Annotated in this window: 22 protein-coding genes, 1 tRNA gene and 1 rRNA gene; 1 reads left to right on the top strand and 23 read right to left on the bottom strand. The window is 57.7% G+C overall.

Going from position 1 to position 26,156, the window contains the following annotated elements; genetic code table 11:
• From DZC51_RS14565 to DZC51_RS14630, 14 genes are all read right to left on the bottom strand, one after another.
• Positions 1-402: ribosomal RNA gene (locus tag DZC51_RS14565) — 16S ribosomal RNA — on the bottom strand; the annotation flags it as partial.
• Between the two features lie 406 nt (positions 403-808).
• Entirely contained in the window at positions 809-2,299 is a 1,491-nt protein-coding gene (gene lysS / locus DZC51_RS14570) for a lysine--tRNA ligase (RefSeq protein WP_157297137.1), read from the bottom strand.
• A gap of 152 nt (positions 2,300-2,451) precedes the next feature.
• On the bottom strand, positions 2,452-3,468 hold the full coding sequence (gene dusB / locus DZC51_RS14575) for a tRNA dihydrouridine synthase DusB (protein ID WP_157297139.1): 1,017 nt from the start codon (positions 3,466-3,468) through the stop codon (positions 2,452-2,454).
• A 55-nt stretch (positions 3,469-3,523) separates the two neighbouring features.
• Positions 3,524-4,039 (bottom strand): 2-amino-4-hydroxy-6-hydroxymethyldihydropteridine diphosphokinase, encoded by a 516-nt coding sequence (folK, locus tag DZC51_RS14580; RefSeq protein ID WP_157297141.1) that lies wholly within the window; start codon positions 4,037-4,039, stop codon positions 3,524-3,526.
• Positions 4,036-4,404, bottom strand: a complete 369-nt coding sequence (gene folB / locus DZC51_RS14585) for a dihydroneopterin aldolase (protein ID WP_157297143.1) — start codon at positions 4,402-4,404, stop codon at positions 4,036-4,038. The genes folK and folB overlap by 4 nt, the downstream gene beginning before the upstream one ends.
• A complete protein-coding gene (gene folP / locus DZC51_RS14590) occupies positions 4,404-5,258 on the bottom strand; it encodes a dihydropteroate synthase (protein WP_157297145.1) in 855 nt (284 codons plus the stop codon). The genes folB and folP overlap by 1 nt, the downstream gene beginning before the upstream one ends.
• 151 nt (positions 5,259-5,409) lie before the next feature.
• Positions 5,410-6,333, bottom strand: coding sequence for a cysteine synthase A (gene cysK, locus DZC51_RS14595; RefSeq protein ID WP_157297146.1), 924 nt, complete (start codon positions 6,331-6,333; stop codon positions 5,410-5,412).
• 167 nt (positions 6,334-6,500) lie between these two features.
• Complete coding sequence (locus DZC51_RS14600) at positions 6,501-7,430, bottom strand: peptidyl-prolyl cis-trans isomerase (protein WP_157297149.1); 930 nt, start codon at positions 7,428-7,430, stop codon at positions 6,501-6,503.
• Entirely contained in the window at positions 7,411-8,298 is an 888-nt protein-coding gene (hslO, locus tag DZC51_RS14605; protein WP_157297151.1) for an Hsp33 family molecular chaperone HslO, read from the bottom strand. Before hslO ends, DZC51_RS14600 begins: the two co-directional genes overlap by 20 nt.
• Positions 8,299-8,316: 18 nt before the next feature.
• Positions 8,317-9,081: a type III pantothenate kinase gene (locus tag DZC51_RS14610; RefSeq protein WP_157297153.1), complete on the bottom strand. Its 765-nt coding sequence runs from the start codon at positions 9,079-9,081 to the stop codon at positions 8,317-8,319.
• A 103-nt stretch (positions 9,082-9,184) separates the two neighbouring features.
• On the bottom strand, positions 9,185-11,185 hold the full coding sequence (gene ftsH, locus DZC51_RS14615; protein WP_157297155.1) for an ATP-dependent zinc metalloprotease FtsH: 2,001 nt from the start codon (positions 11,183-11,185) through the stop codon (positions 9,185-9,187).
• 157 nt (positions 11,186-11,342) lie between these two features.
• Entirely contained in the window at positions 11,343-11,885 is a 543-nt protein-coding gene (hpt, locus tag DZC51_RS14620) for a hypoxanthine phosphoribosyltransferase (protein ID WP_157297158.1), read from the bottom strand.
• Positions 11,882-13,333, bottom strand: a complete 1,452-nt coding sequence (gene tilS / locus DZC51_RS14625) for a tRNA lysidine(34) synthetase TilS (protein WP_198304133.1) — start codon at positions 13,331-13,333, stop codon at positions 11,882-11,884. The genes hpt and tilS overlap by 4 nt, the downstream gene beginning before the upstream one ends.
• 24 nt (positions 13,334-13,357) lie before the next feature.
• Positions 13,358-15,769: a SpoIIE family protein phosphatase gene (locus DZC51_RS14630; RefSeq protein WP_157297167.1), complete on the bottom strand. Its 2,412-nt coding sequence runs from the start codon at positions 15,767-15,769 to the stop codon at positions 13,358-13,360.
• A 249-nt stretch (positions 15,770-16,018) separates the two neighbouring features.
• Here DZC51_RS14630 and DZC51_RS14635 point away from each other — a divergent pair.
• Positions 16,019-16,092: transfer RNA gene (locus DZC51_RS14635), tRNA-Met, on the top strand.
• 218 nt (positions 16,093-16,310) lie between these two features.
• Here the strand turns inward: DZC51_RS14635 and DZC51_RS14640 are convergent.
• The 9 genes from DZC51_RS14640 to mfd form a co-directional block, all read right to left on the bottom strand.
• Positions 16,311-16,745 carry a S1 domain-containing RNA-binding protein gene (locus tag DZC51_RS14640; protein WP_157297169.1) on the bottom strand — a complete coding sequence of 145 codons (435 nt, stop codon included), beginning with the start codon at positions 16,743-16,745 and terminating at the stop codon, positions 16,311-16,313.
• A 251-nt stretch (positions 16,746-16,996) separates the two neighbouring features.
• Positions 16,997-17,425, bottom strand: coding sequence for an FtsB family cell division protein (locus tag DZC51_RS14645; RefSeq protein ID WP_157297171.1), 429 nt, complete (start codon positions 17,423-17,425; stop codon positions 16,997-16,999).
• A 48-nt stretch (positions 17,426-17,473) separates the two neighbouring features.
• Complete coding sequence (yabQ, locus tag DZC51_RS14650) at positions 17,474-17,977, bottom strand: spore cortex biosynthesis protein YabQ (protein WP_157297173.1); 504 nt, start codon at positions 17,975-17,977, stop codon at positions 17,474-17,476.
• Positions 17,974-18,279, bottom strand: a complete 306-nt coding sequence (gene yabP / locus DZC51_RS14655) for a sporulation protein YabP (protein ID WP_157297175.1) — start codon at positions 18,277-18,279, stop codon at positions 17,974-17,976. The genes yabQ and yabP overlap by 4 nt, the downstream gene beginning before the upstream one ends.
• Positions 18,280-18,411: 132 nt before the next feature.
• Positions 18,412-18,702, bottom strand: a complete 291-nt coding sequence (locus DZC51_RS14660; RefSeq protein WP_157297177.1) for an RNA-binding S4 domain-containing protein — start codon at positions 18,700-18,702, stop codon at positions 18,412-18,414.
• Positions 18,703-20,163: a bifunctional methyltransferase/pyrophosphohydrolase YabN gene (gene yabN, locus DZC51_RS14665; protein WP_157297179.1), complete on the bottom strand. Its 1,461-nt coding sequence runs from the start codon at positions 20,161-20,163 to the stop codon at positions 18,703-18,705. It lies immediately after the preceding gene.
• A gap of 4 nt (positions 20,164-20,167) precedes the next feature.
• Entirely contained in the window at positions 20,168-21,769 is a 1,602-nt protein-coding gene (locus tag DZC51_RS14670; protein WP_157297181.1) for a putative polysaccharide biosynthesis protein, read from the bottom strand.
• A gap of 158 nt (positions 21,770-21,927) precedes the next feature.
• The gene (spoVT, locus tag DZC51_RS14675) at positions 21,928-22,464 is read right to left on the bottom strand and encodes a stage V sporulation protein T (RefSeq protein ID WP_157297183.1); all 537 of its coding nucleotides are present in this window, start codon (positions 22,462-22,464) and stop codon (positions 21,928-21,930) included.
• Between the two features lie 92 nt (positions 22,465-22,556).
• Positions 22,557-26,075 carry a transcription-repair coupling factor gene (gene mfd, locus DZC51_RS14680; protein WP_157297186.1) on the bottom strand — a complete coding sequence of 1,173 codons (3,519 nt, stop codon included), beginning with the start codon at positions 26,073-26,075 and terminating at the stop codon, positions 22,557-22,559.
• Positions 26,076-26,156 lie beyond the last annotated feature (81 nt).

Here is a 26,156-nt window from a genome sequence, read left to right on the forward strand (position 1 = left end):
TGCTCCGTCAGACTTTCGTCCATTGCGGAAGATTCCCTACTGCTGCCTCCCGTAGGAGTCTGGGCCGTGTCTCAGTCCCAGTGTGGCCGATCACCCTCTCAGGTCGGCTACGCATCGTTGCCTTGGTGAGCCGTTACCCCACCAACTAGCTAATGCGCCGCGGGCCCATCTGTAAGTGACAGCCGAAACCGTCTTTCCGCCTTCCTCCATGCGGAGGAAGGAACCATCCGGTATTAGCCCCGGTTTCCCGGAGTTATCCCGATCTTACAGGCAGGTTGCCCACGTGTTACTCACCCGTCCGCCGCTGAATCAGGGGAGCAAGCTCCCCGTCATCCGCTCGACTTGCATGTATTAGGCACGCCGCCAGCGTTCGTCCTGAGCCAGGATCAAACTCTCCATAAGAGAGTATGAGTAAGCTCATACTTTAAAGCTGGCATATCAAGTGATATGTCCGATATCATTTGTTCCGTTTCCCCGACGGGTCGGGTTCCGGGAACTCATTTCATCAGCGTTTTGCTGTTCAGTTTTCAAGGTTCATGGTGTTGTTGTCATTGTTTGACAGCGACCTTACTAATATAACACGCTTCAAAACTTAAGTCAACAACATTTTATAACTTTTTCATTCCGTTCGCTGCGAAGTCCGTGTCGGAAACGCAACGTTGATAACTATACCACCGTAAAATGAACTGCGCAAGCCCCTAAACTATAGTCGGAATCTTTGGTTTCACCAAGAAATTCAGTACAGCAGATTCTGTTTGAATAGAAAAAACGCCTGTCTTCCCTCAAGAGGAAAACAGGCGTGTATCCTTCAGTCTTTCTTGCGCATCTGCGGGAACAGCAGGACGTCGCGGATCGACGGAGAATCGGTCAGCAGCATGATCAGGCGATCGATGCCGATTCCGAGTCCGCCTGTCGGCGGCATGCCGTACTCGAGTGCTTCAATGAAGTCATCATCCATCTCATGCGCCTCGTCGTTGCCTTGCTCCTTCTCGACCAGTTGTGCCTCAAAGCGCTCGCGCTGGTCGATCGGGTCGTTCAGCTCGGTAAACGCATTCGCGTGCTCCCGGCGGACAATGAACAGTTCGAAGCGGTCTGTGAACCGCTCGTCGTCCGGGTTCTTTTTCGCAAGCGGGGAAATCTCGACCGGGTGCCCGTACACGAATGTCGGCTGGACAAGCTCTTCCTCGACCTTTTGCTCAAAGAACTCATTCAGGATGTGACCGACTTCCATCGTTGGCTTCACTTCGACGCCGTGCTCTTTCGCAAATGCATGCGCCTCTTCCTTCGTCACCTGCTTCCAGAAGTCCACACCCGTGTATTCCTTGACGATGTCTGCCATGTGGACCCGTTTCCAGCCCGGGGACAGGTCGATCTCTTCACCGGCGTAAGTTACTTTTGTCGTGCCGAGCACTTCCTGCGCGGCGTTGGATATGATGTTTTCCGTCAGTTCCATGATGTCTCTGTAGTCGGCATACGCCTCATACAGCTCAAGCATCGTAAATTCCGGATTGTGGCGGGTCGAGATGCCTTCGTTCCGGAAGACGCGTCCGATCTCATACACTTTCTCCAGTCCGCCGACGATGAGGCGCTTCAGGTGCAATTCAATCGCGATCCTCATATAGAGTTCCATGTCAAGGGCATTGTGATGCGTGATGAACGGACGGGCCGCAGCGCCACCCGCGATGCTGTGCAGCATCGGAGTCTCGACTTCCAGATAGCCATGGCCGTCCAAGTAGTGACGGATGGAGCGGATGATTTTGCTCCGTGTGATGAAGGTCTCCTTGCTTTCCTCTGAAGTGATCAGGTCCAGGTAGCGCTGACGGTAGCGCTGCTCAACGTCCTTGAGTCCGTGGAACTTGTCCGGCAGCGGACGGAGCGCTTTCGTCAGGAAGGTGAAGCTGTTTGCGCGTACCGACAGTTCGCCTACCTTCGTGCGGAATACCGTTCCGTTTACGCCGATGATATCCCCAAGATCCGCTCCGGTGAACAGCTCATAGGCCTCTTCGCCGACATCATCTTTGCGGATATAGATCTGGATCTGTCCGTCCAGGTCCTGGATATGTGCGAAACCGGCCTTGCCCTTGCCGCGTTTCGTCATGATCCGGCCGGCGATTGCCACTTCGTGCGATTCTTCCTCAAGATCTTCCTTCGTCTTTTCTCCAAACGCTTCCTTGATGCCGGATGTCAGGTGTGTCCGCTCGAAGCGGGAACCGAACGGATCCATCCCCTTTTCCCTTATCTCCGTCATTTTCTCGCGTCTGACCACGAGCTGGTCATTTAATTCATCCAGGTGCGACATGCTTTCCTCTCCTTTGTCAGTCCGTACACAGGTTTACAGTCATGCGTTCATTGTACACAATCAAACCTGTTTCTTCACATATATTTACCCGAAAAAGACTCCCGCCGCCTCTATATAAGAAAAGCCGCCATAAAAGTGGCAGCCCCATTCCATCAGACGGCGCTTGCAGCAGCCGGGTTGTTCTCCATCTGTTTCGCGAAGCCGAGAAGAAGCGTCTTGAGCTCATCCCCGGTTTCCGCCTGGTTGATCCCTTTGCGGATTCCCGCGTTGGCCCGGATCCCTTTCAGGTACCATGATGCGTGTTTGCGCATCTCGCGCACCGCGACGTATTCACCCTTCAGCTGCACGAGGCGGTCGAAATGCAGAAGGCAGACATCGATTTTTTCCTGTATGGAAGGCATCCCGATCAGTTCCCCGGTTTCAAGGTACTTGACCGTGCGCCAAATCATCCACGGATCGCCGAGGGCGGCGCGGCCAATCATGACTCCGTCCACGCCGGTTTCATCCAGCATGCGGCCGGCATCTTGCGGCGTCTCGACGTCGCCGTTGCCGATCACCGGGATATTCACCGCTTCCTTCATCTTGCGGATCCAACTCCAGTCTGCCTCACCTTCATACAACTGTACGCGCGTGCGGCCATGGACAGCAATCGCCGCTCCGCCGGCCGCTTCGACGGCCTTGGCGTTTTCGACACCAAAGAGATGGTCTTCATCCCAGCCGATGCGCATCTTGACGCTGACCGGTTTGTCTACGGCATCCACGACAGCTGACACCATTTCATGGATCTTGTCCGGGTCCAGAAGCCACTTGGCCCCCGCCTCGCATCGGATGATCTTGTTGACCGGGCACCCCATATTGATATCGATGATATCGGCATTCGAATACTGATCGACATATCTGGCCGCCTCGACAAGGTTTTCTTTGTCGCCGCCGAAAATCTGCAGCGAAAGGGGATATTCGCGCTCGTCGATGTACAGCATCTCCATCGTCTTTTCGTTCCGCTGGTTGATGCCCTTGTCACTGATCATCTCGGCGTATACGAGACCCGCGCCGAACTCTTTGACCGTAAGCCGGAATGCGGAGTTGCAGACGCCCGCCATCGGAGCGAGGACGACACGGTTATCCAATGTGATGTCCCCGATCTTGAACGGCTTGCGTGTTTCATTCATTTCTTTTCCTCCTGCCTTGCCCGGTTTCCGGGCAGACTGCTGTATAGAAACCGGATCACTTTCCCTCCAGGAAAGCGGCCGGTCCTTGAATCTGTTTATATAGCCGGATCCCGTCCCCGAGGTCGACTCCGGGAAAACCCGGGAAGCGTCTCTTCAGCGAATCAGCAAGATCCGGATCCGTCTCGAGGAGCGGCACGAGAACGAACGCCCGCTCATGCATACGCGGATGCGGGACAGTCAGTTTCTCCGTTTCCATATTTTCATCATTGAACAGAAGAATGTCAAGGTCGCATACCCTCGGTCCCCAGCGCACCGTCCTCACACGGCCGATCTCCGCCTCGATTCCGAGACAAGCATCCAGAAGCTCCTCCGCTCCGAGCGCAGTCCGCAGCCGGAACACCATGTTAAGGAATGCGGCCTGGTCCTCGTAGCCCACCGGATCGGTTTCATAGATGGAAGAAACGCGGTCCAGTTCCGTTCCGGGCAGGCCGTTTAGCCGGGTTGCCGCTTCGCGCAGATAAGCTTCGCGGTCCCCCATATTGGAACCGGCGGACAGATAGGCGATGTTCATGAAAATCGCCCTCTCGTGATGTCCACTTCGACCGCACGGTAATGTCCCGGGATCGGAGGATCGGGCTTGATGACACGCACCCGGCAACCTTCGACCTTGTCACCGAAGTCCGACAGGATCGCCGAAGCGATCCGCTCCGCGACTGCCTCGATCAGTTTCACAGGTTCGCCTTCTACAATTTTCTTCACGACCGCATAGGCATCCGCGTAGTTCACAGTCTTGTCCAGGTCATCGGTTCGCCCTGCCTCTTCCAGACTGACGGCAAGGGACAGCGACACAAGGAACCGCTGGCCGATCTTCGTTTCTTCCGGCAGTGCGCCGTGGTATCCGTAGAACTGCATCTCATGCAGGTGAATGTAGTCCATCACAAGTCTCCTTTGTATGCCGTCTTGCCCGTCAGCACGTCCATCATCCTTGTCATGCGGGCAATTTCCTTCACGTCATGGACACGCACCATATGGCAGCCCTTGTCTACGCCGAAACAGACTGTCGCACCCGTGCCTTCCATGCGCTCATCCACCGGAAGGTCCAGGATGTTGCCGATCATTCGCTTGCGGGAGGTGGCGAGCAGCACCGGGTAGCCCATTGCGACGAGATCGTCCAGGTGTTGCATCATCAGGATGTTTTCATGGGTCGACTTGGCGAAGCCGATGCCCGGATCCAGCCAGATGTTGCGGTCGCTGACTCCGGCGTCCTTCGCGATTTTGATGCTTTCTTCAAGGTCAGCCTTCGCATCGGGCCAGAAATCACCGTAATCCGCCTCTTCCCTGTTGTGCATGAGGATGATTGGCACATCCCGCTCCGCTGCAAGTTTCGCGATGTCCGGCTCCCGCTTGGCTCCCCAGATGTCATTGATGATATGCGCGCCTGCATCAAGCGCGCCCTTGGCCACATCCGCCTTGTACGTGTCGACCGACAGGCAGATGCCTTCCTCGTCCTTGAGCCGCTCGATCACCGGGACGATCCGGGACAGTTCCTCGTCCACCGAGATGACTTTATGACCGGGTCTGGTCGACTCGCCGCCGACATCGATGATCATCGCCCCTTCATCTCTCATCCGGAGCGCCTTGCGGACCGCGTCATCCGTCCCATTATGCCGCCCTCCGTCGGAAAAAGAGTCGGGCGTCACATTCAGGATGCCCATGACCACCGTTTCTTTATTGAAATCCATGGACGCGCCGCCGATCTGATAGCGGCCGTCGCTGCCGTTGAATGCCATGCTGCCATACCTCCTAGTTCACTGCGGCTCCTGCCGCTCTTCTCCTCATCTTACAGCGGACCGGCACTGTTTTTCCATAGGGAATGCGGGAACATCCCAAAACGGACAAAACAAAAAGAGGGCCGGAGCCCCCTTTCGGTGTTCTGTATGATCAGTCGAACTGGTAGAGCGGTGTGCTCAGGTAGCGCTCGCCATTGGACGGGATGATGGCGACGACTGTCTTGCCCTTGCCGAGCTTTTTCGCCGTCTCGAGTGCCGCATAGATGGCCGCGCCGGACGAGACGCCGCCGAGGATGCCTTCCTGGCGTGCGGTCTTGCGCGCCGTGTCGTACGCATCCTCATCGGATACCTGGATGATTTCATCGTAGATCCCCGTATCCAGCACCTCCGGCACAAATCCCGCGCCGATTCCCTGGATTTTGTGCGGGCCGGACTGTCCGCCGGAAAGGACCGGGGATTTCTCCGGCTCTACCGCGATGATTTTCACTTCCGGGAAGCGTTCTTTCAGGACGCCGCCAGCGCCGGTGATGGTCCCGCCGGTGCCGATGCCGGAGATGAACGCATCGACCCGGTCAAGGGAGTCCGCGATTTCCGGGCCTGTTGTCAGGCGGTGGATTTCAGGATTCGAGAAGTTCTCGAACTGCTGAGGCAGGAACCAGCCATTTTGCTCTGCCAGTTCATTGGCTTTGGCGATGGCGCCTTTCATGCCATCCGCCCCCGGAGTGAGCACGAGTTCCGCACCATACGCGCGGAGGAGGTTCCGTCGCTCCATGCTCATTGTGTCCGGCATGACGATGACTGTTTTGTAGCCTTTGGCCGCCGCAACCATGGCAAGGCCAATTCCTGTGTTACCGCTGGTCGGCTCGATGATTGTGCCGCCTTCCTGCAGCTTGCCTTCCTTTTCCGCCTGCTCGACCATCGCAAGCGCAATCCGGTCCTTGACGCTGCTGCCCGGGTTGAAGTACTCCAGCTTCAGGTAGATGTCTGCATCATTTTCCCCCGTCAGGCGATTCACCTTGACGAGCGGCGTCTGATGAATGAGATCTGTAATCGAATTTCCTACTCGTGTTTTCATCCCGATCACTCCAATCCCTATCATTCCAATAGGCTTTATTTCCTACATGATATCAATGTATGCACGGAGGTGTCAATCAGTACAATTCCACATTCTGCTCCGCTCCTCCTCTTTTCAGGAGCCGCCCAGAAGAAAAAAGCATGCCCTCAGGCATGCTTTTGAGCTTCTTATTCTTTTCCGTAGATCCATTCCGCTCCAAATTCTTCCCAGAATGATTCCGGGGTTACGGACTGCGAAAGCTGTTCGATGGCGAGCTCCCGGCGGATCTGGTCTTTGACGTCCTTGAACTTGAACAGGCGGCCTTCGGCAGAATCGCTCACTTTCAGAAGAGCGACTGTTCCATCGGCAAGGGCGATCGGGCCGGCGGTTTCTCCGGCCTTCATCCCACTGACGGCTTTGATGATGGCGGGATCGGAGTTTTCCGAAGACTCGCTGATATAGCCTAGTTCCCCGCCGAGGCTGCCGGAAGCGCGGTCGATTGAACGTTCGCGTGCCAATGCTTCAAACGATGACCCGCTTTCCAGTTCGGCAAGCGCCTTTTCTGCCTCCGACTGGTCCGGCAGAATGATGGCGGCCGTTCTGTAAGATGGCTTTACATCGTACAGCGCTTCGTTTTTCTCATAATACTCTTTGACCGCCTCGTCCTCGATGATGACGTCTTTCGTCAGCACTTTCTCAAGAATCAGCTGTGACCGCACCTGTTTGCGCAGGGGCTCGCCCGTCAGTTCACCGGTGCCTTCGCCGCCTGTACGCAACATGGCGATTTCCAGGTCGATTTCGTCTTCGGAGACCTTGATGCCGTATTCCTCCGCGGCGGCCTCCATGACTTTCTGATTGACGAGCTCGCGGAGTGTCTCACGACCGACCCGTTCCTCCATGGCCGCCACCCACTCTTCCTGGGTGACGGTCTCCTTCCCGACGGATGCCACCTGTTCCCCGGTGCCGGCGGACTTCACACCGCCGCCGTCCTTTGTCACCCATAGCGTGAACCACAGCAGGTTGCCGGCGAGCAGAATTCCGAGAACAACAAGGACCGGTTTCGTCTTCAGACGGCGCTTGCGTACCGGCTGTTCCGGCTCAGTTCTTGTCCTTCTCATCGCTTAGAAATCCTCTCAGCTCATCTTCGGAGAATTGATACTTTTCCAGGCAGAAGTGGCACTGCGCCTCGGCTCCGTGATCTTCTTCGATCATCTCGCGGATCTCCTGGTCCCCGAGCCCTTTGATCGCGTTGCCGAACCGCTCCTTGGAGCAATCACATTCGAAGGAAACCGGCATCGTATCGATAAACCGGACATTTTCCGTGCCGAGCACTTCCTGCAGAATCTCTTCCGGCGTCAGGCCGTCTTCAATCTGCCGGGATACCGGGCGGGCTACCGTGATCCTCTCCTCAAGCAGGGTGATCGTTTCGTCGGACGCGCCCGGCATGACCTGGATGATGAAGCCGCCGGCCGCCTTGACGGTATTATCAGGATTGACAAGAACGCCCAGCGCGACTGCGGACGGCACCTGCTCGGAAACCGTCAGGTACTGTGTGAAGTCTTCGGCGATTTCACCGGAAACGATCGGCACCTGACCTGTGAAGTGGTCACGGAGACCGAGATCCTTCACGACGGAAAACATTCCATCGGTCCCGACGGCACGGCGGACGTCAAGCTTGCCTTGTTTGTTCAGGTCAAAATGGACATATGGATCCGAAATATATCCGCGCACGTGGCCTTTTGCATCCGAATCGGCGAGGATGGCACCCGCGGGGCCTCCTCCCTCGACTTTGACGGTCAGCTTGCCGTCACCTTTCAGCATGGAACCGAGCATGACCGTGCCTGTCAGCGTTCTGCCGAGTGCGGCGGTTGCCGTCGGCCAGGACTGGTGGCGGCGCTGTGCTTCACCTGCAGTTTCCGTCGTCCGGGCACCCAAGACGCGGATCGTTCCGTCAAAAGCCAGGCCTTTCACGATATAATCAGACATGTGATCCAACTCCTTCATTCATTGATTGCGGTCGTAAATCAGCTTCAGGCCCTTGAGTGTCAGATGGCTGTCAACGATGTCGATGGCGTCCGTTTCGCTGGCGATGAGCGGTGCAAGACCGCCTGTCGCGATGACTTTCGGATCCGTGCCCGCCATTTCCTTGATGCGTGCAATCAGGCCCTCCACCTGGCCGACATAGCCATAGACGATCCCGGCCTGCATGGCTGCGACCGTGTTTTTCCCGAGGACATTTTCCGGACGGACAAGTTCCACGCGCGGCAGCTTGGATGCGCGTTCGAAAAGCGCTTCGGTCGAGATGCCAATCCCCGGTGCGATAACACCGCCCATGTATTCCTTTTTGTCATTGATGTAGCAGAGCGTAGTTGCAGTGCCGAAATCGACGATGATGAGCGGGCTTCCGTATTCATGAATTCCGGCTACCGCGTTGACGATCCGGTCCGCGCCGACCTCGCGCGGGTTCTCATATTTGATGTTCAGGCCGGTTTTGACGCCGGGCCCGACGACGAGCGGCGTCAGGCCAAAATACTTCTCGCACATATGCTCAAGCGCAAACATGATCGGCGGCACGACGGATGAGATGATGATGCCATCGATCGTCTTCATGTCGAGACCGGCATGGGCGAACAGCGACTTGACCTGCATGCCGAACTCGTCTTCCGTTTTCCGGCGGTCGGTACCCATCCGCCACTGATAGATCAGCTCGTCCCCTTTGTATACACCAAGGACAATATTTGTATTCCCGGTATCCATTACCAGAATCATGGCCATTCCTCACTTATTCATTCGATTGTCCGTAACATCATATCACAATCGCAGCCGGCAAAAAAAGCCGGCGCCCCTAATTAGGGGCGCCGGTCTGATAGGCTTAATCGATTCCAGGTCCCTTCCGGTCTTCGCGGATCGGGCCTTGAGGTGTCTCGGTGTTTGAGCCGTCTTCCTGCGGGAGGTCACCCGAAGAAGGATCGTACGGCGCTCCTGTCGAATCCGGCGTCGCTTCAGTTTCGGGCTCTTGGCCTTCTTCATCAAGCGGCTCCGGGAGCCTGCCGTGATCTTCAAGGTGCTTGATGTCCCGTGCGTCGAGCGTCTCTTTTGTGAGAAGCGTGTTCGCAATGAGATCAAGCAGATCGCGGCGTTCGGTCAGGATTTTCTTGGTGCGCGCATACTGCTCTTTGATCATGTCCATCATTTCCTGGTCGATCTCATAGGCGATCTTATCGGAGTAATTCTGCTCCGAACCGATGTCCCGGCCAAGGAAGACGTTGCCGCCCTGGCTCTGCCCGTACTGCATCGGACCAAGCTTTTCGCTCATCCCATACTCGGTGACCATCTGGCGGACAATACCCGTCGCACGCTGGAAGTCGTTGTGCGCGCCGGTCGACACTTCGCCGAAGACGATGTCTTCAGCGGCACGGCCGCCGAGGAGGCCGGACACCTTGTCGAGAAGTTCAGGCTTCGTCATGAAGTAGCGGTCTTCCTTAGGAAGCATGACCGCATACCCACCCGCCTGACCGCGGGGAACGATGGTCACTTTGTGGACCATTTCCGCTTCATCGAGCGTCAGGCCGATAACAACGTGGCCCGCTTCGTGGAATGCGACAATTTTGCGTTCCTTCTCGGAGATGACGCGGCTCTTCTTGGCAGGCCCCGCGATAACGCGGTCCGTCGCCTCGTCGATATCGGTCATGTCGATCTTTTTCTTGTTGCGGCGTGCCGCTACAAGGGCAGCCTCGTTAAGGAGGTTTTCAAGGTCCGCCCCGGAGAAGCCCGGTGTGCGGGCCGCGATCGCCTTGAGATCGACGGAGTCCGCGAGCGGCTTGTTGCGTGCATGGACCTTCAGGACTGCTTCGCGTCCCTTCACATCAGGACGTCCGACCGTGATCTGACGGTCGAAACGTCCCGGGCGAAGAAGCGCAGGGTCGAGGATGTCCGGACGGTTCGTTGCGGCGATAATGATGATACCTTCGTTTTCGCCGAATCCGTCCATCTCCACGAGAAGCTGGTTCAGCGTCTGCTCACGTTCATCATGGCCGCCGCCGAGGCCGGCGCCGCGCTGGCGCCCGACCGCGTCGATCTCATCAATGAAGATGATACACGGCGCATTTTTCTTCGCGTTTTCGAACAGGTCACGCACACGGGATGCCCCGACACCGACGAACATCTCAACGAAGTCCGAGCCGGAGATCGAGAAGAACGGCACGCCGGCTTCACCGGCAACCGCTCGGGCGAGGAGTGTCTTACCGGTACCCGGAGGTCCGACAAGGAGAATACCTTTCGGAATGCGTGCACCGATGCTGTCGAACTTGGAAGGGTCCTTCAGGAAGTCGACGACCTCCACCAGTTCGGCTTTTTCTTCATCGGCGCCGGCCACGTCATTGAACGTGACCTTTTTCTTTTCTTCGCTATACAGTTTGGCTTTGCTCTTGCCGAAGTTCATGACCCGGTTGCCGCCGCCCTGCGCCTGGTTCAGCAGGAAGAAGAAGAGGATGATGATGATGATGAACGGAATGAGCCCTGTCAGGAACTGGACCCAGCCGCTTGATTGGGGTGCAGGCAGGAAGGTGATCTCGGTGTCGGACTGGTCCGCCACGCGGTCGATCTCATTCATGAGCTGCTCGTTGTCCGGAGGAATGTTGACAATGAAGGTTTCGCCTTCCTTGGCGTCATTCATCGTTCCCCGGACCTCGTACACCAGCTGGTTTGGCTGGATGGTCGCCTCTTTGATGTCCCCGTCGGCCAGAGCCGTCAGGAACTCGTTATACGTCAGGTTTTTCGTCTGTGTATTCGGGTTATTGAACGAACCAAAGATCCCCATGATTACGAGGAAAATCAGGCCGTACAAGATGGTATACCTTAATATTCGGTTCATCCCGAGCCTCCTCACCATTAAAAGAAAACTATAGTAAATCTTATCATAGGACCCGACCGCCGCCAAAAGAAAAGGCTTTGGCTGGAAATGGTCCGCGGAACACGATCCAAAACCCTTTTTCCGTCGATTTCCCTATTTCTTTAAGCGTCCGGATCCGTCAGAACGAATAGATCTCTTTTTTCAGGACGCCGATGTACGGAAGGTTCCGGTATTTTTCCGCGTAGTCGAGGCCATAGCCGACGACGAACGCGTCCGGAACTTCAAACCCGACCATGTCCGCCTTCAGGTCCACCTTGCGGCCTGTCGGCTTGTCGAGCAGCGTGACGATCTTGATGGAGTTCGCCTTCCGGTACTTGAGGAGGTCGATCAGATAGCTGAGTGTTTTGCCGCTGTCGATGATGTCCTCGATGATCAGGACATCGCGTCCCTCAACGCTCGTGTTAAGGTCCTTGACGATCTTCACTTCGCCGGAAGATACGGTTGCATTGCCGTAGCTGGAGACGTCCATGAAGTCGATCTCGATATAGCCGTCAAAGCGCTTGATCAGGTCGCTCATGAACGGGAGCGCGCCTTTCAGCACGCCGATCGCGAGCGGAAACTTCCCTTCGTACTCTTTTGTTAGCGCAGCCCCCAGCTCGGCGATTTTCTCCTGGAGCTCCTCCTCAGAGATGAGGGTCTGTTCGATATCGTTTCCAATCATGTGGTTTCCTCCTGTGCGTGGTCCGCGCAATTTGCATCAAGCGCTTGCTCCACGATGAATATGTACGGGCCGCCCGTGCGGCCGTCCCGTGTAAACCCTCTTCCGTAACGGACGCCCGGGACCGCGACAACTCGCCCGTCCGCTGCGGTGACGATCGGCCATGAAGCCCTCAGGCCCCTTGGAATCTTGTCGTCGATGAAAATCCGTGAAACTTTCTTCGGTTCGGCCATGTTCGGAAGAAGGATCCGGTCGCCCGAGCGCGGCGGGCGCACCGAGAGCGGCGGCATGGCCGCCTCCTCCCCGAAATACAGAACCTCCCGGCCTGGTGACGGCTCCGGCTCCGAAACCGAATCCCGGTCCGACCAGAACAGCCGCACACCGGCTCCCGCGGAAACCCAGCCGCCGGCCGGCAGCAGGGTTTCCGGGGCTTTTCCGGACGCTTCCTGCCCGGTCTTCCGGAATATGGCTTTTCCGTATTCCCTCTCCAGCCGGAATCCGTCCGGGAGGTCGACCGAACCGCTCCCTTCAGTGCGCGTCAGCTGACTGAGGATCAGCGTTTCCAGGCGCGCGCCGGAGGGATGCCGACCTGAAAGGTATAGATAGTCTAATAGTATGGGAATTATGCGCCTTTGTAAAGCGGAGGGCACACGGGAGAAGGCCTCTGTCATCACGGCCAATCCGCCGCCGGGAAGGGGGGCGGAAATCTTCTCCCACTCTTCCCGTGCCCGTCCGTTCAGATACGCCTCATCTTCTCTCCTGGCCAGATCCCACTCGGCGACATGGCATGCCGCCCTGGGGTTTTCTTCCCGGATCAACGGGACGATGCGATGACGGAACCGGTTTCGTGTGTAATCCGGTTTCATGTTGCTCGGATCCGTCCTGTAGGGAAGCGCATTCGCTTCCAGATACTCCATGACTTCCCTTCTTTCACTTAAAAGAAACGGCCGGATCAGAAGTCCTTTTCCGAACCTTCGGGATGCCGGAATACCCGGCGCCGCGTCGGCCGTTCCGCGGGCAAGCCGCATCAGCACGCTCTCCAGTACATCGTCGGCATGGTGTGCCGTCGCAAGCACTCCGTACCCCTCCCGCTCCATGACCTCACCGAAGTACCGGTACCGCTCCGTCCTGCAGACATCCTGGACATTACCGCCCTGTTGCCTCACGATTTCCCCGACCGGAATCGCCGTTCCATGGAAAGGCACGCCAAGCCCTGCGCACAAGGCGCGGACAAAGCGTGCATCTTCCGCTGACTCTTCACCACGGAGCATATGGTCGACGTGTACCGCCCCGACCGTGAAGCCGCTGTTTTCACCGAGGCGTCTCATCACGTGGAGGAGGGCGACGGAATCAGGGCCGCCCGAGCAGGCGATAAGCACGCGGGAGTCTTGCGGAATCCATCCTTGCTCACGGATCAGCTCCGCCGCCTGCCTTACCAGTTTTTCCGCCATCTGCATCCCTCCCCCTGTTTCCTTTCATCTTACCACCGTTTCCTTGCCGGTAACCGTTGAATATGGCGTGAATATTGACCATTTCTGGACCGTGTGCTCGATTTTGATGACAATCACCGTCCGGTCGTCAGACGGCAGCCGGAATTTGCGGGCCATTTCCTGCATGATATAATCTGCCATCCCGTCCGTACCAAGGTCTTCACAGCGCGACAGCACCGCTCCCAGCATGCGCTCCTGCTGCTCCGGAGCGACCGACGGCGAGAACATGCCATCTGTCATCATGACGATCACATCGCCCGCCTTCAGGCCATGGCGCTTTGCGTCCACCGAGAAGGACGGCAGGAAGCCGAACGGCACCGCGGCGCTCTCCAGTTTGAACAATTTCCCGCCCCTGCTGATGTAGGTCGACATCGAGCCGGCCTTGTACGACCAGAGCCTGCCGTCCTGCAGGTCGATCAGCGCCAGGTCGACCGTCGCGTACATATCGTCCCCTCCCTTGAGGGACATGACATAATGGAGCGTGTGCATCGCCGTTTCCGGATCCATCCGGCGGTTCAGGCATTCCCTCATGAGCCGGATCACCTTCCGGCTTTCCCGGTAGGCCTGTGCATCCGAACCCATGCCATCTGACAGGATCACCGCGGCAAGGCCGTCATGAAGATGGAACACTTCGTGGGAATCGCCTGCGTGGAATGTGCCGTCCTTGGAAGAAGACACGACCGAGTAGTCCATCGTGAAGCGGACGGCAGAGACGAACGTCACCTGGAGATGCGGGAACGGATCCTCCAGGAACACCGACTTCTCCACCTCGAACGGCTCGCCGTACATCTCGTTCAGCACCGGCATGATGAGCCGCTCTGCGACCATGCGCTCCGTCTCCCACTCGCTTTTGCGATCCGGCAGCGAGCAGACGATTTTGCGGGCGCCCTGCTCCTCCGACAGGATATCCACCTGGAAGTGCGGGATTTCCAGCTTATGCAGACGGGCGGACAATTCCTCTTCTTCAGGGCGGAATGTCTTGATCTCTTCTTTCATATTCATCATCATGTCGTTCAGGTGACGGCTCATGTCGCGCAGCTGAAGCGCAAGCATCTTCCGCCCGTGATGAAGCTGGTTGTTCAGGACGGCCTGGGAATAATCCTCCTCGAGTTCCTGCATGAGCCCCGTGGAACGCACGCACTTGTATCCGATCCGCTCCTCCATCCTGATCCTTGGCCCGCGCTTCGGCGAAGCCTGGGCCTTCATCCACTCGTCAAGAAGCGGCGCGATGCCGTCTTCGGGATCCGACCAGCACTTCTCGTAGCGGAAGCATGACTGGCAGATGGCCGGCGGGCGGCGCTGCCCCTCGTCTTCCCGGTTGCCGTTGTGGTCGCTTACCAGCTGCGACATGAAGTGGGCAAACTGGTGGAAGTCATGCAGCTGGCTGTCCATCTTTTCCTCAAGCCAGACTCTCCGGCGCTCCGACTGCACGGTGCGGTCCGGATTCACCCTGCTGCGTACAAATGCGAGCGAGCGGGACGGGATGCAGAGGAACAGAAGAGTGGCAAGTGCCATCGACATAAAGTGGACGTCATCAAGCGGCAGGGTCTCGTCATACATATAGAAGAACACCGAAGCGAGCGGTGCGGCAGCCGCTATGCCAAGCTTGCCGGCCTTCGCGGCGATTCCCGCACAGAAGCCGGTCAGCGCATAAAGGGCGATCATGCCGCTGAACTCAAGATCAGAGACACTGACAATTGTCCCGATCACCGTCGCAGCAGCCGTTCCCGCCGCCAGTCCCCCGACCGATACCGAGAACAGCACAGCAAGATGGATCAGGACGGCCGGTAGCGAGAACTGACCATAAATCATCCCGCCCATTCCCGTGATCATCAGCGCACCGACGAGGAACGCGGCCCCCGTCCGCTCCGCAGTCCAGCGCTCATGCAGGAACTTGTGCGCCGGCGTGAACACCGCAAACAGGAAAACCGCCATAAATGCCGTCAGCAGCGCCTCGCAGGCAATGAGAAACCAGACATCCCCCGCCACCTGACCTCCGTATGAGGCCATCTGCCAGACCGATTGGATTGCCAGCACGACCAGCCCGAGCGTCACCGGCACCGATTTCCGGAAAACCCGGAAACGGATGATCGAGTGGAACAGCAGGATCTGCAGGATATGGATCGCCGCTTGTCCCGGCCCGAGCATCATGCTGCCCAGCCCTCCGCCGATGATGACGAGCGGAAGGTAATTCCGGTAGCGGATGGCCGCCAGCGCCCATACCGGCAACAGGAACGGCACAGCCGCCTCGAACAGCACCGCCCTTGATAGGAAAAACGAAGCTGCCAGGAAAAACAGCGAGAATCCGATCTTCACCTTGCGCCTGGACACCGCATCCGCCCAGCGCCTGAATGGCATGCCTGCATTTTGCCATGCCTCATTCCCCAATAATCTCATGATTCGATTCCCCCTCGTCTTTGAATCAAGTGTCCTGAGTATACCGGGGCGATTCACGGAAGTTTGTCTGTTCCTGGCAACCCGGCCGGAGAAACTTTCGACGGAATCAGCATCTTTTTTGGAATCTTCCATATTTGCGGAAGCTGGCAGGAATACGACGAATCACGCGGCAGGATTTTTGATGCCATAGACAAAAAAAGATTGACACCGGCTGTTCCGCTCTGTATGATATGGAAGTGTCGCAAACACGGCGGTGTAGCTCAGCTGGCTAGAGCGTACGGTTCATACCCGTAAGGTCGGGGGTTCGATCCCCTCCGCCGCTATACGGAAACCGGCCCTTCCCCGATTCGGGGGAGGGCCGGTTTTTTCGTGTCCCGGCTAATCGGAAAGCCTGTTTCATGTGGAACGGTGGCGGATGCTGACGGGCCACTGCAACAAAAAGCGGCCTGCCGGAAAGAATCCGTCAGGCCGCCGAAGCGTTCCCGGGCTGTTTCCCGGGCATCTATATCAGAGATTTTTTTCGATCGAAGCAGTCAGCAAGTCAGCCTCTTCTCGCACCCCGGCCGCCGCGCTTGGATTCCGTCGCGCGCTTGAGGGTGGACAAACGGTCTTCACTGTCCTTCAGGAACCGTGCCATCTTCTGCTCGAAGTTTTCTTTTCCTACACGTCCGTGGTCGCCGCCGCCACGGTTGCCGCCACGCGGGCGGTATGGGCGCTCCGGACGCTGAGGACGTTCGGATTCCGGCTTCGCTTTCCGGATCGACAGGCCGATTTTCCCGTCGTTGCCGACATTCATCACTTTAACTTCTACGGTATCGCCGACCTTGAGCAAATCATTGATGTCCTTGACGTAGTGGTCTGCAACCTCACTGATGTGGACCAGGCCAGTCTTCCCGTTAGGCAGCTCAACGAATGCCCCGAAGTTGGTGATTCCTGTTACTTTACCCTGTACCTTGCTGCCGACTTCAATTGACATAAAAAAAATGCTCCTCCTTAAAGATTAAGCGGGCCGTCACTGACAGCCATGCATACATATTCCGGGTCTTGACAGACCAAGTCCCTTGACCTAATTATAACCAACAATCAAAGAGTGTCAATGAATCGGCCGGATTTCTTGGAGCGGGCGGAGTTTAAGAGGATTCCGCCTTACTGCATCCCCATTAAAAACAGCAGCGGCTACTCCGTTTATTCCCGGGCCGCTGCTGTCCTCTTTTTATAGAAGACGGTTTACTTCTCTGAGTCTCCGTCTTTTTTCTCTTTATCCTTTTTCTCATCATCCGGTAGTGTGAAGATGATTTCGCCTTCCTCGGACAGGAGGTATTCCTTCCTGGCGAGCTTGGCGATGTATTCCGGGTCGTCCAGTTTTTCGAGCTCAAGTTCCAGGGCCGCGCCTTCTTCCTGAAGTTTCTCCAGCTCCGCGATCGCTGCTTTTTTCTCTTCCTGCTTGGCGGCGATAGCCTGGTTCTTTTCGACGAGCGACCAGGTCATCCACCCGAATATCAGCACCGCGAGAACGGCGAAGACAGCGAGTCTCCTATAGAGCCGGATTTTCCGCGCTTTCTTGATCTGTTCCTTGCGTTCCCGGGCCCGGACATACTCGGTCTGGATCGGTGTGACGGGCCCATGACTGTTTGCCTGCCTGCTTTGCTGTTCCATCCTCGGTCCCCCTGCCTGCGTCGGAGCGCATGATTCATCCATTATACCTCATGCGGACCTCTTTTTTAAGGGGTGGCCGGCGAACTTGCGGCGAACTTTTCTTGACAGATTCCCCGCTTTTCTGCGGACCGCACGGATCGGCTTTTGAAACGGGCGCAGCAGCAGCCGTACCAGGAAGAGGACCAGGCGGAGCGGGATTCCGATAATGAAGGCGACTATTCCCCAGACCAGCCCCAGCAGGAACAGGACCGGACGGATGATCAGCGCTGCGAGCAGCCTGCCCGCAAACCTGAACGGCCGGTGCAGCGCAGATTCGTAAAGCAATACGCCGAGCAGCTGGGCCAGCAGGTCATAGAGCCTCCATTCGCCCGACCGCACGGCGAACAGGACGGAAAACGCGGCCAACCCCAAAAGCGGCCACGCCATCAGCTCGATGGCGGTGCCGGCCCGGGTACCGCCGCCCGCCGTCCGGATCATGTCGATGACGGCAGCGGCAAGGATGCCTGTCCCGGCCATGGCCAGCAGGCTGAGCAGCTGATGGGAAACGATCATCCGAATAACTTGGTAAGGATATTCCGTGAATGACCGTCTTCGTCTTCATACTGGAGCACTTTCACGGTCCCCTCGAGGGTGAGAAGGCCCTTGTCCACGTCGAGGTGGACGATCCGGAGCCCGTCTCCCCGGATCTGGAGCTGTCCCTGCGAGGTGCGTACGATAAACTCTTCCTGGTCAAATCGGTCGATCGCTTTTACCGACGTCAGATCCATCCTTTTGCGGTTTCTGAGCGACACGTGGTGGTCGCCGGATGGAATCTGGTAGGCAGTGCCCGGATTTTCCGTCTGTTCGATCTGCATCTGTTCGTTCCCCCTTTTCGCTTGTCCTTGTCCGTTCAACGCATTGTATGAGCGGAAGCGGGGAAACATGACCTGAAGAATACCGATGGAAAAACGGCCCGGGACGCTTGGTGCGCTCCGGGCCGTTTTGTGTCAGTCTTCGTCGTCGATGAATTCGGGTTCGACTTTGTCGAGTTTTTCTTCTTTCAGGATGGTGAACATGTTGCCGGCTTCATCTTTTTTGACGGAGTCCTTCAGCATGTCCACACGGGCGGTTACCAGCTTCTGGCCAAAGCGGATGGCGAGCTCGTCGCCCTCTTTGACAACAGTCGATGCCTTTGCCTTTTTGCCGTTCACCATAATGCGGCCCTGGTCCGCCACTTCCTTTGCCAGCGTGCGCCGCTTGATGAGGCGGGACACTTTCAGGAATTTATCGAGTCTCACTTACATCCTCTCCAATCGTTTCGCTTCATCCCAGAATGCGTCGAGTTCTTCCAGCGTATAGTCTTCAAAACTTCCCCGGCCTTCCCGGACCCGTTCCTCGACATGGGTGAAGCGCCTTCTGAACTTGCGGTTGGCCCCGGTCATCGCCTCTTCGGGCGACACCTTATAATAGCGGGCGAGGTTGACGAGCGTGAAGAGCACGTCGCCGAACTCATCGGTCCGTTCGCCTTCTCCGCCATTCTCTGCAGCATGCCGGAATTCCTGCCATTCCTCTTCGAACTTGTCCCAGGCGCCTTCCGCATCGGGCCAGGTGAATCCGTGCCTGGCGGCTTCCTTCTGGTAGTTGTAAGACGTGAGGAGAGACGAGGCGTAGCGCTCCTGCCCGTCCAGGACCGAACGGGTTGTTCCGCCTTTTTCCCGTTCCTTGATCGCCTGCCAGTTGCTGACGACGGCATCGGCGTCAGCCGCATCCGCGTCGCCGAACACATGCGGATGGCGGCGGATCATTTTTTCCGCAACCGTCTCCAGCACATCCTCCATCTGGAAGTAGCCGTTGTCCTCCCCGATCTGCGCATGGAGGAACACCTGCAGAAGCACATCGCCCAGTTCGCCGATGATGGCGTCATCGTCCCCGTCATCGATTGCCTGGACGAGTTCATGCGCTTCCTCGATCAGGTATTTCCGGAGCGACTCGTGTGTCTGTTCGCGGTCCCAAGGGCAACCGTCCGGACTTCTCAGGATGCGGATGATCTCGCGGAAGGCGTCCCATTCCTTCAGCCGCTCTTCAAGCCGGACGGCAGGAGGAATGTAAAGCGTCATGAGGTTGCTGGTCTCCACAGTCCGGTCCAGCTCATAAAGCGGGACGGTGACGAGCTTTTCTTCAGGGGACCCGGCAGCCGTGACAATGGTGACCGGGTGGTCGTCCGGGTACTTTTCCATGAGCGTAAGCTTGACGTCTGATGCACTGAACGCATCATACACCTGAGCGATCAGGACGTGCTGGTCCATTTTTACATCATCCCGGTGCATCTCCGTGCCGTCCAGCAGCTGGAAACCGTCGATCGGGTCGATCCGGAGCGCGTTGAATACCGGGTCCAGAAAGCTCTGGCCGCCTTCGATATGAAGGAGCGCCCTTCCTTCACGCTCCGCCTGGACCAGGTGCTGGACAGTCTGTTCGGCCACAAGCGGATGGCCGGGCACGGCGTACATGACCGGCCCTTCTTCAGCCATGTCCAGGAGCGTGTCCGCGATTTCGCGGTAAACCGGAGGGAAAGTATCATGTTTGGTGTAGACGTCGTCGAATGTGCGGAATGTGATGCCTTCCGCCTCCAGTTCTGCGATGACGGGATGGTCAGCCGTCCGGACATGTACGAGCCCTGCACTTTTCAGCTTGCGATAGACGCCGAGCGGCAGCCCGTCGAGGCCCGACGCCCCGAGACCGATCACGGTGATTTCATTCATGGGATCACTTCCTCTTAGGTTTATTCAAAATCAGCTGCAGGGCGGCAAGCCACCGGCCAAACGGGATCAGGTACCATTCCCGCTCCGACAGCACACGTGTCTTCGCGATGACTGACAGAAACACAGCCGCACCGAGGGCAACGCCGGTAAGGGCGGTGAGTGTCGCGCCGACCCGGGCAGGAAGCGCGTCAAACAGCCACATATCGGCCAAGAGCATCCACGGGACGAGGACGGCTGCCATCATGAGGGACGCCGCCGAGATCATCATGTAAAACCGGCCTTCGGCCAGACGCACCGGCCACACTTTCTTAAAATAGATCAGAATCCCTACTCCGGCTGCGGCAAATCCCGCCACCCCCGCGACGGAGGCGCCGAGGATGCCCGCCTGAGGCACAAGCAGCCAGTTGGCCGCCACCTTGACCGCAAGGCCCAGCAGAAGCAGGAGCGCCGGCACCTTCACCCTGCCCAGTCCCTGGAGCACCGCCATGAGGGGCAAAATCAGCGACAGCTCGAATATCTGGATGCAAAATACCATGATGGCGGCGGATCCGCTCCGCGTCTCGAACAGCATTTCATTGACATAAGGCAGGACGAGAATCAGTCCGAGCGCCGCCGCCCAGCCAAACAGGAACGCAAGCCTCCAGGCCAGACGGATAAACGGTTCCGCCGTCCGGCCGTTTTTTTTGGCCGTGTGGGCCGCGACAAGCGGCACGATCGACAGTGAAAGGGTGGAAGCAAGCAAAATGCCCATCTGGACAAGCGGCTGGCCCCGGTCATAGACACCCTTTGCCTCCATCGCCGACTCCCGCTCCATCGTTTCCGCCATCAGGTTAAACACCGTAAACGAATCGACCAGCTGGAAAAAAAGCAAAATAAGCGAACTCAGGCTTGCTGCCAGGCTGATCGCCGTCAGCTCCTTCACGACAGGCCAGGCGCGGACCGATACCGACCGGTCCCGGAAGTCCGGGCGGCCCGTCCACTTCCTGAACAGGGCGAACAGGAGAAGAACGCCCGCCGCTTCGCCCGCGACCGCACCCCACATGGCCATCTGTCCGGCCATGTAAAGGGAGGCTCCGGCTGAGACGACGATAAGGGTGCCCGCCAGGATGACCGTCACCCGCACCACCTGTTCGGCCACCTGGGCGGCCGCAACCGGTGCCATGCGGCCTTCCGACTGGTAGACGCCTTTCAGGAGGGCGAGGAGCGGCATGAACAAAATGACAAGCGAACCGGCGCGCAGGAGCTTGGCCAGCTGCAGGTCGCCCATCCAGCCGGTGATGATCTCAGCGCCCAAAAACAGCACAAGAAAACTTGCCCCGGACACCACGGCCAGGCAGGCCAGCGCAATCCTCATGACGGCGCCGCTTTCCGCGCGGTCCCGGTCCGCCATCACCTTGGAGACGGCGACCGCAAATCCCGCAGATGTCCACACCGTGATGATGCCGATGAACGGGTACACCTGCTGGTATATATAAAATCCTTTGTCGCCGACCAGGTTCTGGAACGGAATGCGGTAAACCGCACTCAGGATTTTGACGATGATGCCGGCCGCCGCCAGGAGGGCCGCACCTCTCATGAAAGTCTTCATGTTCCATTGCTGCTGCATGCTTCAGGCTTCCTTCTTTCCAAGAATATCCCCATTATAGCACGCCGGCCAAAGGGAACATCCGGCTTTCGCCAAACCAAAAGGCCGCCGCTCCGCCGGTAGTTTCCGGCATTGCGGCGGCCCTCCGGCCATTCTATACATTCTAACAGTTGTAGGCGTTACGGCTCCATCTGCTTGGCGAGGAAGTGGGCTGCGGTTTCCGCTGCCTTTACTTCCGGATCACCGATAAAGTGGACTTTCGACAGCAGGTAGACAGCGCCGATCGGGTCGCCGCCCGAAACGATCGGGCAGATGCACGATGACTTGATCTGTTCGGTGACACCGGGCACCCATTCCAGGGACTTTTCATTTTTCTCGGTGACGATTGAGCGTCCGAGCATGACCTCCTCCAGTTCACCGGAGATCCGCTTGCCCAGATAATCTTTTTTCGGAAGGCCGGCTGCCGCAATCATTTCATCACGGTCGCTGATGAGCGCCGGCGTCCCCAATGTTTCGTAAAGCGTTTCTGCATATTCCTGTGCAAAACTCCCCAGCTCGCTGATTGGGGAATACTTTTTCAGGATGACTTCCCCGTCCCGGTCAGTGAAGATTTCAAGCGGGTCGCCTTCCCGGATGCGCATGGTGCGCCTGATTTCTTTCGGGATAACAATACGGCCGAGGTCGTCGATCCGTCTGACGATACCTGTTGCTCTCATTCGTGATGCCTCGCTTTCGACGTTCGGATAGGTCTGCGCGCTTAGTATGCATCACGATTAGCCAATTTATGCAATCCCGCCCTGCGGACAGGTCATGCTTCCTGTTTTTTCGCTTCCGGTAAAATTTTCATGACGCCTTCAAGCACATCGAACAGCGTCTTTTTGCCGGTTTTCGACCCGTCGATCGTGAGGAGCAGCCGGCCATCTTCCACGTGGAAACCGACGGCACGGCCGTATTGGAGCGTGTCCTCCATGATTTTTGCGCCGTCCGCCTGCCGGGTCCCCGCTTCCGTGAATGAGATGATCACCCGGTCACCCTGCTGCTTGATCGAATGGACGCCGGCTTCCCGGGCCCATACCTTCATCAGAGCGACTTTCAGGAGCTGCTCGGCTTCCAGAGGCAAGTCGCCGAACCGGTCGGCCATTTCGTCGACAAGTTCCGAATAGTCTTCTTCGGTCGCCACCGCCTTGACCCGCTTGTACATCTGGATTTTCTGGAATCCGTCGGGGATAAAGCTGTCCGGGAAGAACGCATCGGTGTGGAGCGTCACTTCGACATCCGGCACGTCCTCTTCCTTGCCGTTGCCCCGCTTCTCCTCGATGGCCTCTTCAAGCATCTTCGAATACATGTCGAACCCGACCGAATCGATAAAGCCGTGCTGCTGGGCTCCGAGGAGGTTTCCCGCACCCCGGATCGACAGGTCGCGCATCGCGATCTTGAAGCCGGAACCGAGCTCTGTGAATTCCTTGATCGCCTGCAGGCGGTTTTCCGCAACATCGGTCAGCACCTTGTTCCGCTGATAAAGGAAGTACGCGTACGCGACGCGGTTCGACCGGCCGACCCGCCCCCTCAGCTGATACAGCTGGGCGAGGCCCATCCGGTCGGCGTCATGGACGATCAGCGTGTTGACGTTGGGGATATCCACACCGGTCTCGATGATCGTTGTCGTCACGAGGACATCATACTCTCCTTCCAGGAAAGCAAGGATGACCGCTTCCAGCTCTGTCTCGGACATGCGGCCGTGTGCTGTCGCGATACGGGCCTCCGGCACGAGCATCTGGATCTCCTCTGCCTTGCGTGCCATGTCCTCGACTCTGTTATAGAGATAAAACACCTGTCCGCCGCGCGCCATTTCCCGCTCGATCGCTTCCCGGACGAGCGGGCCGCTGTATTCCATGACGTATGTCTGGACCGGGAATCGGTTGGCCGGCGGTGTTTCCAGGACGGACAGGTCGCGGACACCGATCATCGACATATGCAGCGTGCGCGGAATCGGGGTCGCCGTCAGCGTCAGGACGTCGACGTTCGCCTTCATCTGCTTGATTCGCTCCTTGTGCGTGACGCCGAAGCGCTGCTCCTCGTCGACGATGAGCAGTCCGAGGTCGCGGTATTCCACATCCTTCGAAAGGAGGCGGTGCGTGCCGACGACAACGTCGACCGTACCGTCCTTCAGGCCCTTGACGGTTTCCTGATGCTCTTTCTTCGTTCCGAACCGGCTCAGCATTCGGACCTCGACCGGAAAACCGGCAAATCGTTCCTTCATTGTTTCAAAGTGCTGCTGGGCGAGAATGGTCGTCGGGACAAGGAAGGCGACCTGCTTGCCATCCCCGACCGCCTTGAATGCGGCGCGGATTGCGACTTCCGTCTTGCCATAACCGACATCGCCGCACAAAAGCCGGTCCATCGGCCGCTCGCGCTCCATGTCCCTCTTGATCTCTTCAATCGAGCGGATCTGGTCGTCGGTCTCGTCATACGGGAACGACGCTTCGAACGAGTGCATGAGGTCGTCATCCGGCGAGAAAGCAAAGCCTTTTTCGGCCTCCCGCTTGGCATACAGCTTGATGAGGTCGTCGGCGATGTCCTGGACTGCCTTCGATACCTTGCTTTTCGTCTTTTTCCATTCGGTGCCGCCCAGCTTGTGGATTTTCGGTTCTTTGTCTTCAGACCCGACATATTTCTGGATTTGGTCGATCTGATCGATCGGCACATACAGCTTGTCATCCCCGCGGTAGCTGATATGGAGATAATCCTTGTGCGTGCCGCCCACATCAAGTGTCTCGATGCCGATGTACTTTCCGATGCCGTGCTGGATATGGACGACATAGTCGCCCGGCTTGATTTCCGAATAGCTTTTGATCCGCTCGGCGTTCGACAGCTTCTGGGAACGCGCTTTTCTGCGGGATCGCTGCTTGAAGAGTTCACTGTCCGTCACGACGGCGATCTGCCTGAGCGGCAGTTCAAACCCGTCGGACAGGTCACCCTCAATCACGTGTATGCCGGAGCCGGGTACTGTGCCTCCTTTGGGAATATCGACCTCCATGCCATAGTCCTCGAGGATGGAGCGGACTTTCTCCATCCTCTCCCGGTCTCCCGCAAGCAGAAACACCGTAAAGCCGCCGGCCCGCCAGCGTTCCGCTTCTGACTTCAGGAGGTTCATCTGGCCGTGGAACTGCTGCATCGGCTTGCAGGAGATCTGCACGGTGTCCTTCAGCACGAGTCCCGGCAGTGAACGCGAAAACAGGGAAAGATACACTTTCTTCTGACCGGTCATCGCGTCGATTTCCTTGAACGTATGGCTGAGCCGCGCATCGTGGACCAGCTTCCCGGAGGCGATCATCTCGGTATGCCACTCGCCCTCCTGACGCTCCAGCGAATCCGCCACTTCAATGATCCGGCCGGCCTCGTTATAAAACAGGATGCCCTCTTCCGGGAAATAATCACCGAGAAATGCCGTCTCGCCTGCCAGTGAAGCATACTTCATGACGCCTTCCGGAATCTCCCCGTCCTTCATGAGCGCGATGTCCGCGCCGATCTTTTCGAGGAGCGCCTCGCGTGCTGCCTCATCGCTTACCTTCTTGAGGCTTGCGGCAAGTGACTCTTCAAGGCGTTGGGCCGTCACGGCAAGCCGTTCTGCAGACCAGCTGAATTCGTGCGCGGGAAGAATCCGGACAGTATCCAGGCGCCCTGTGGAGCGCTGGTCATCCGCCGAGAAAGTCCGGATGGAATCGATTTCCGTATCAAACAGCTCGATCCGGACAGGTTCTTCCCGGTCGAGCGGATAAATATCAAGGATGCCGCCCCTGAGCGCGAACTCGCCCGGGGAGGTCACCATCGGCTGACGGGAGAAGCCCATGGCGACAAGGCTTGCCGCCCACTCTGCAGGATCGATTTCATCTCCCAGCTCCGCAGAAAGGGCGGCGTTTTGCCAGTCGGACGGAGTGGGGAGCAGCTTGCGGAGCCCGGCTATCGGAGTAACAAAGATGCCGGAACCGTCCCGCATGAGATGATCCAGTGCCTCGATGCGCTGCGCTCGGAGTTCCGGGCTCGCGACGGACAGCTCGGCCGCGGTCAGTTCATCCGCCGGATATAGGCGGACCGCCCCCTCTCCGGAAAGCCTGATGAGGTCTTCGTACGTGCGCTGCGCCTGCAGCATATTCGGTTCGACGACGAGAACCGCCCTGCCCGTCTTTTTCGAAGCGAGCGCAAACAGGGCGGCACGCGCGCCGCCCGCAAGGCCCGTGACCAGTTGTCGGTCACGGCCCTCCTTCAGATCGCCGAGGAGGTCCGCAATCTCCCCTCCCCCGGCCAGTACATCGAGTAACTCTTCCATGGGTTCCATCCTTTCAAAAAAGAAACATTCTGTATCTGTCAGATTCCCTTTGCGGGGAAATTTAGTCCGATCAGGTGCGGC

This window comes from Bhargavaea sp. CC-171006, assembly GCF_009761675.1.
In the GTDB taxonomy this organism is placed as follows: domain Bacteria; phylum Bacillota; class Bacilli; order Bacillales_A; family Planococcaceae; genus Bhargavaea; species Bhargavaea changchunensis.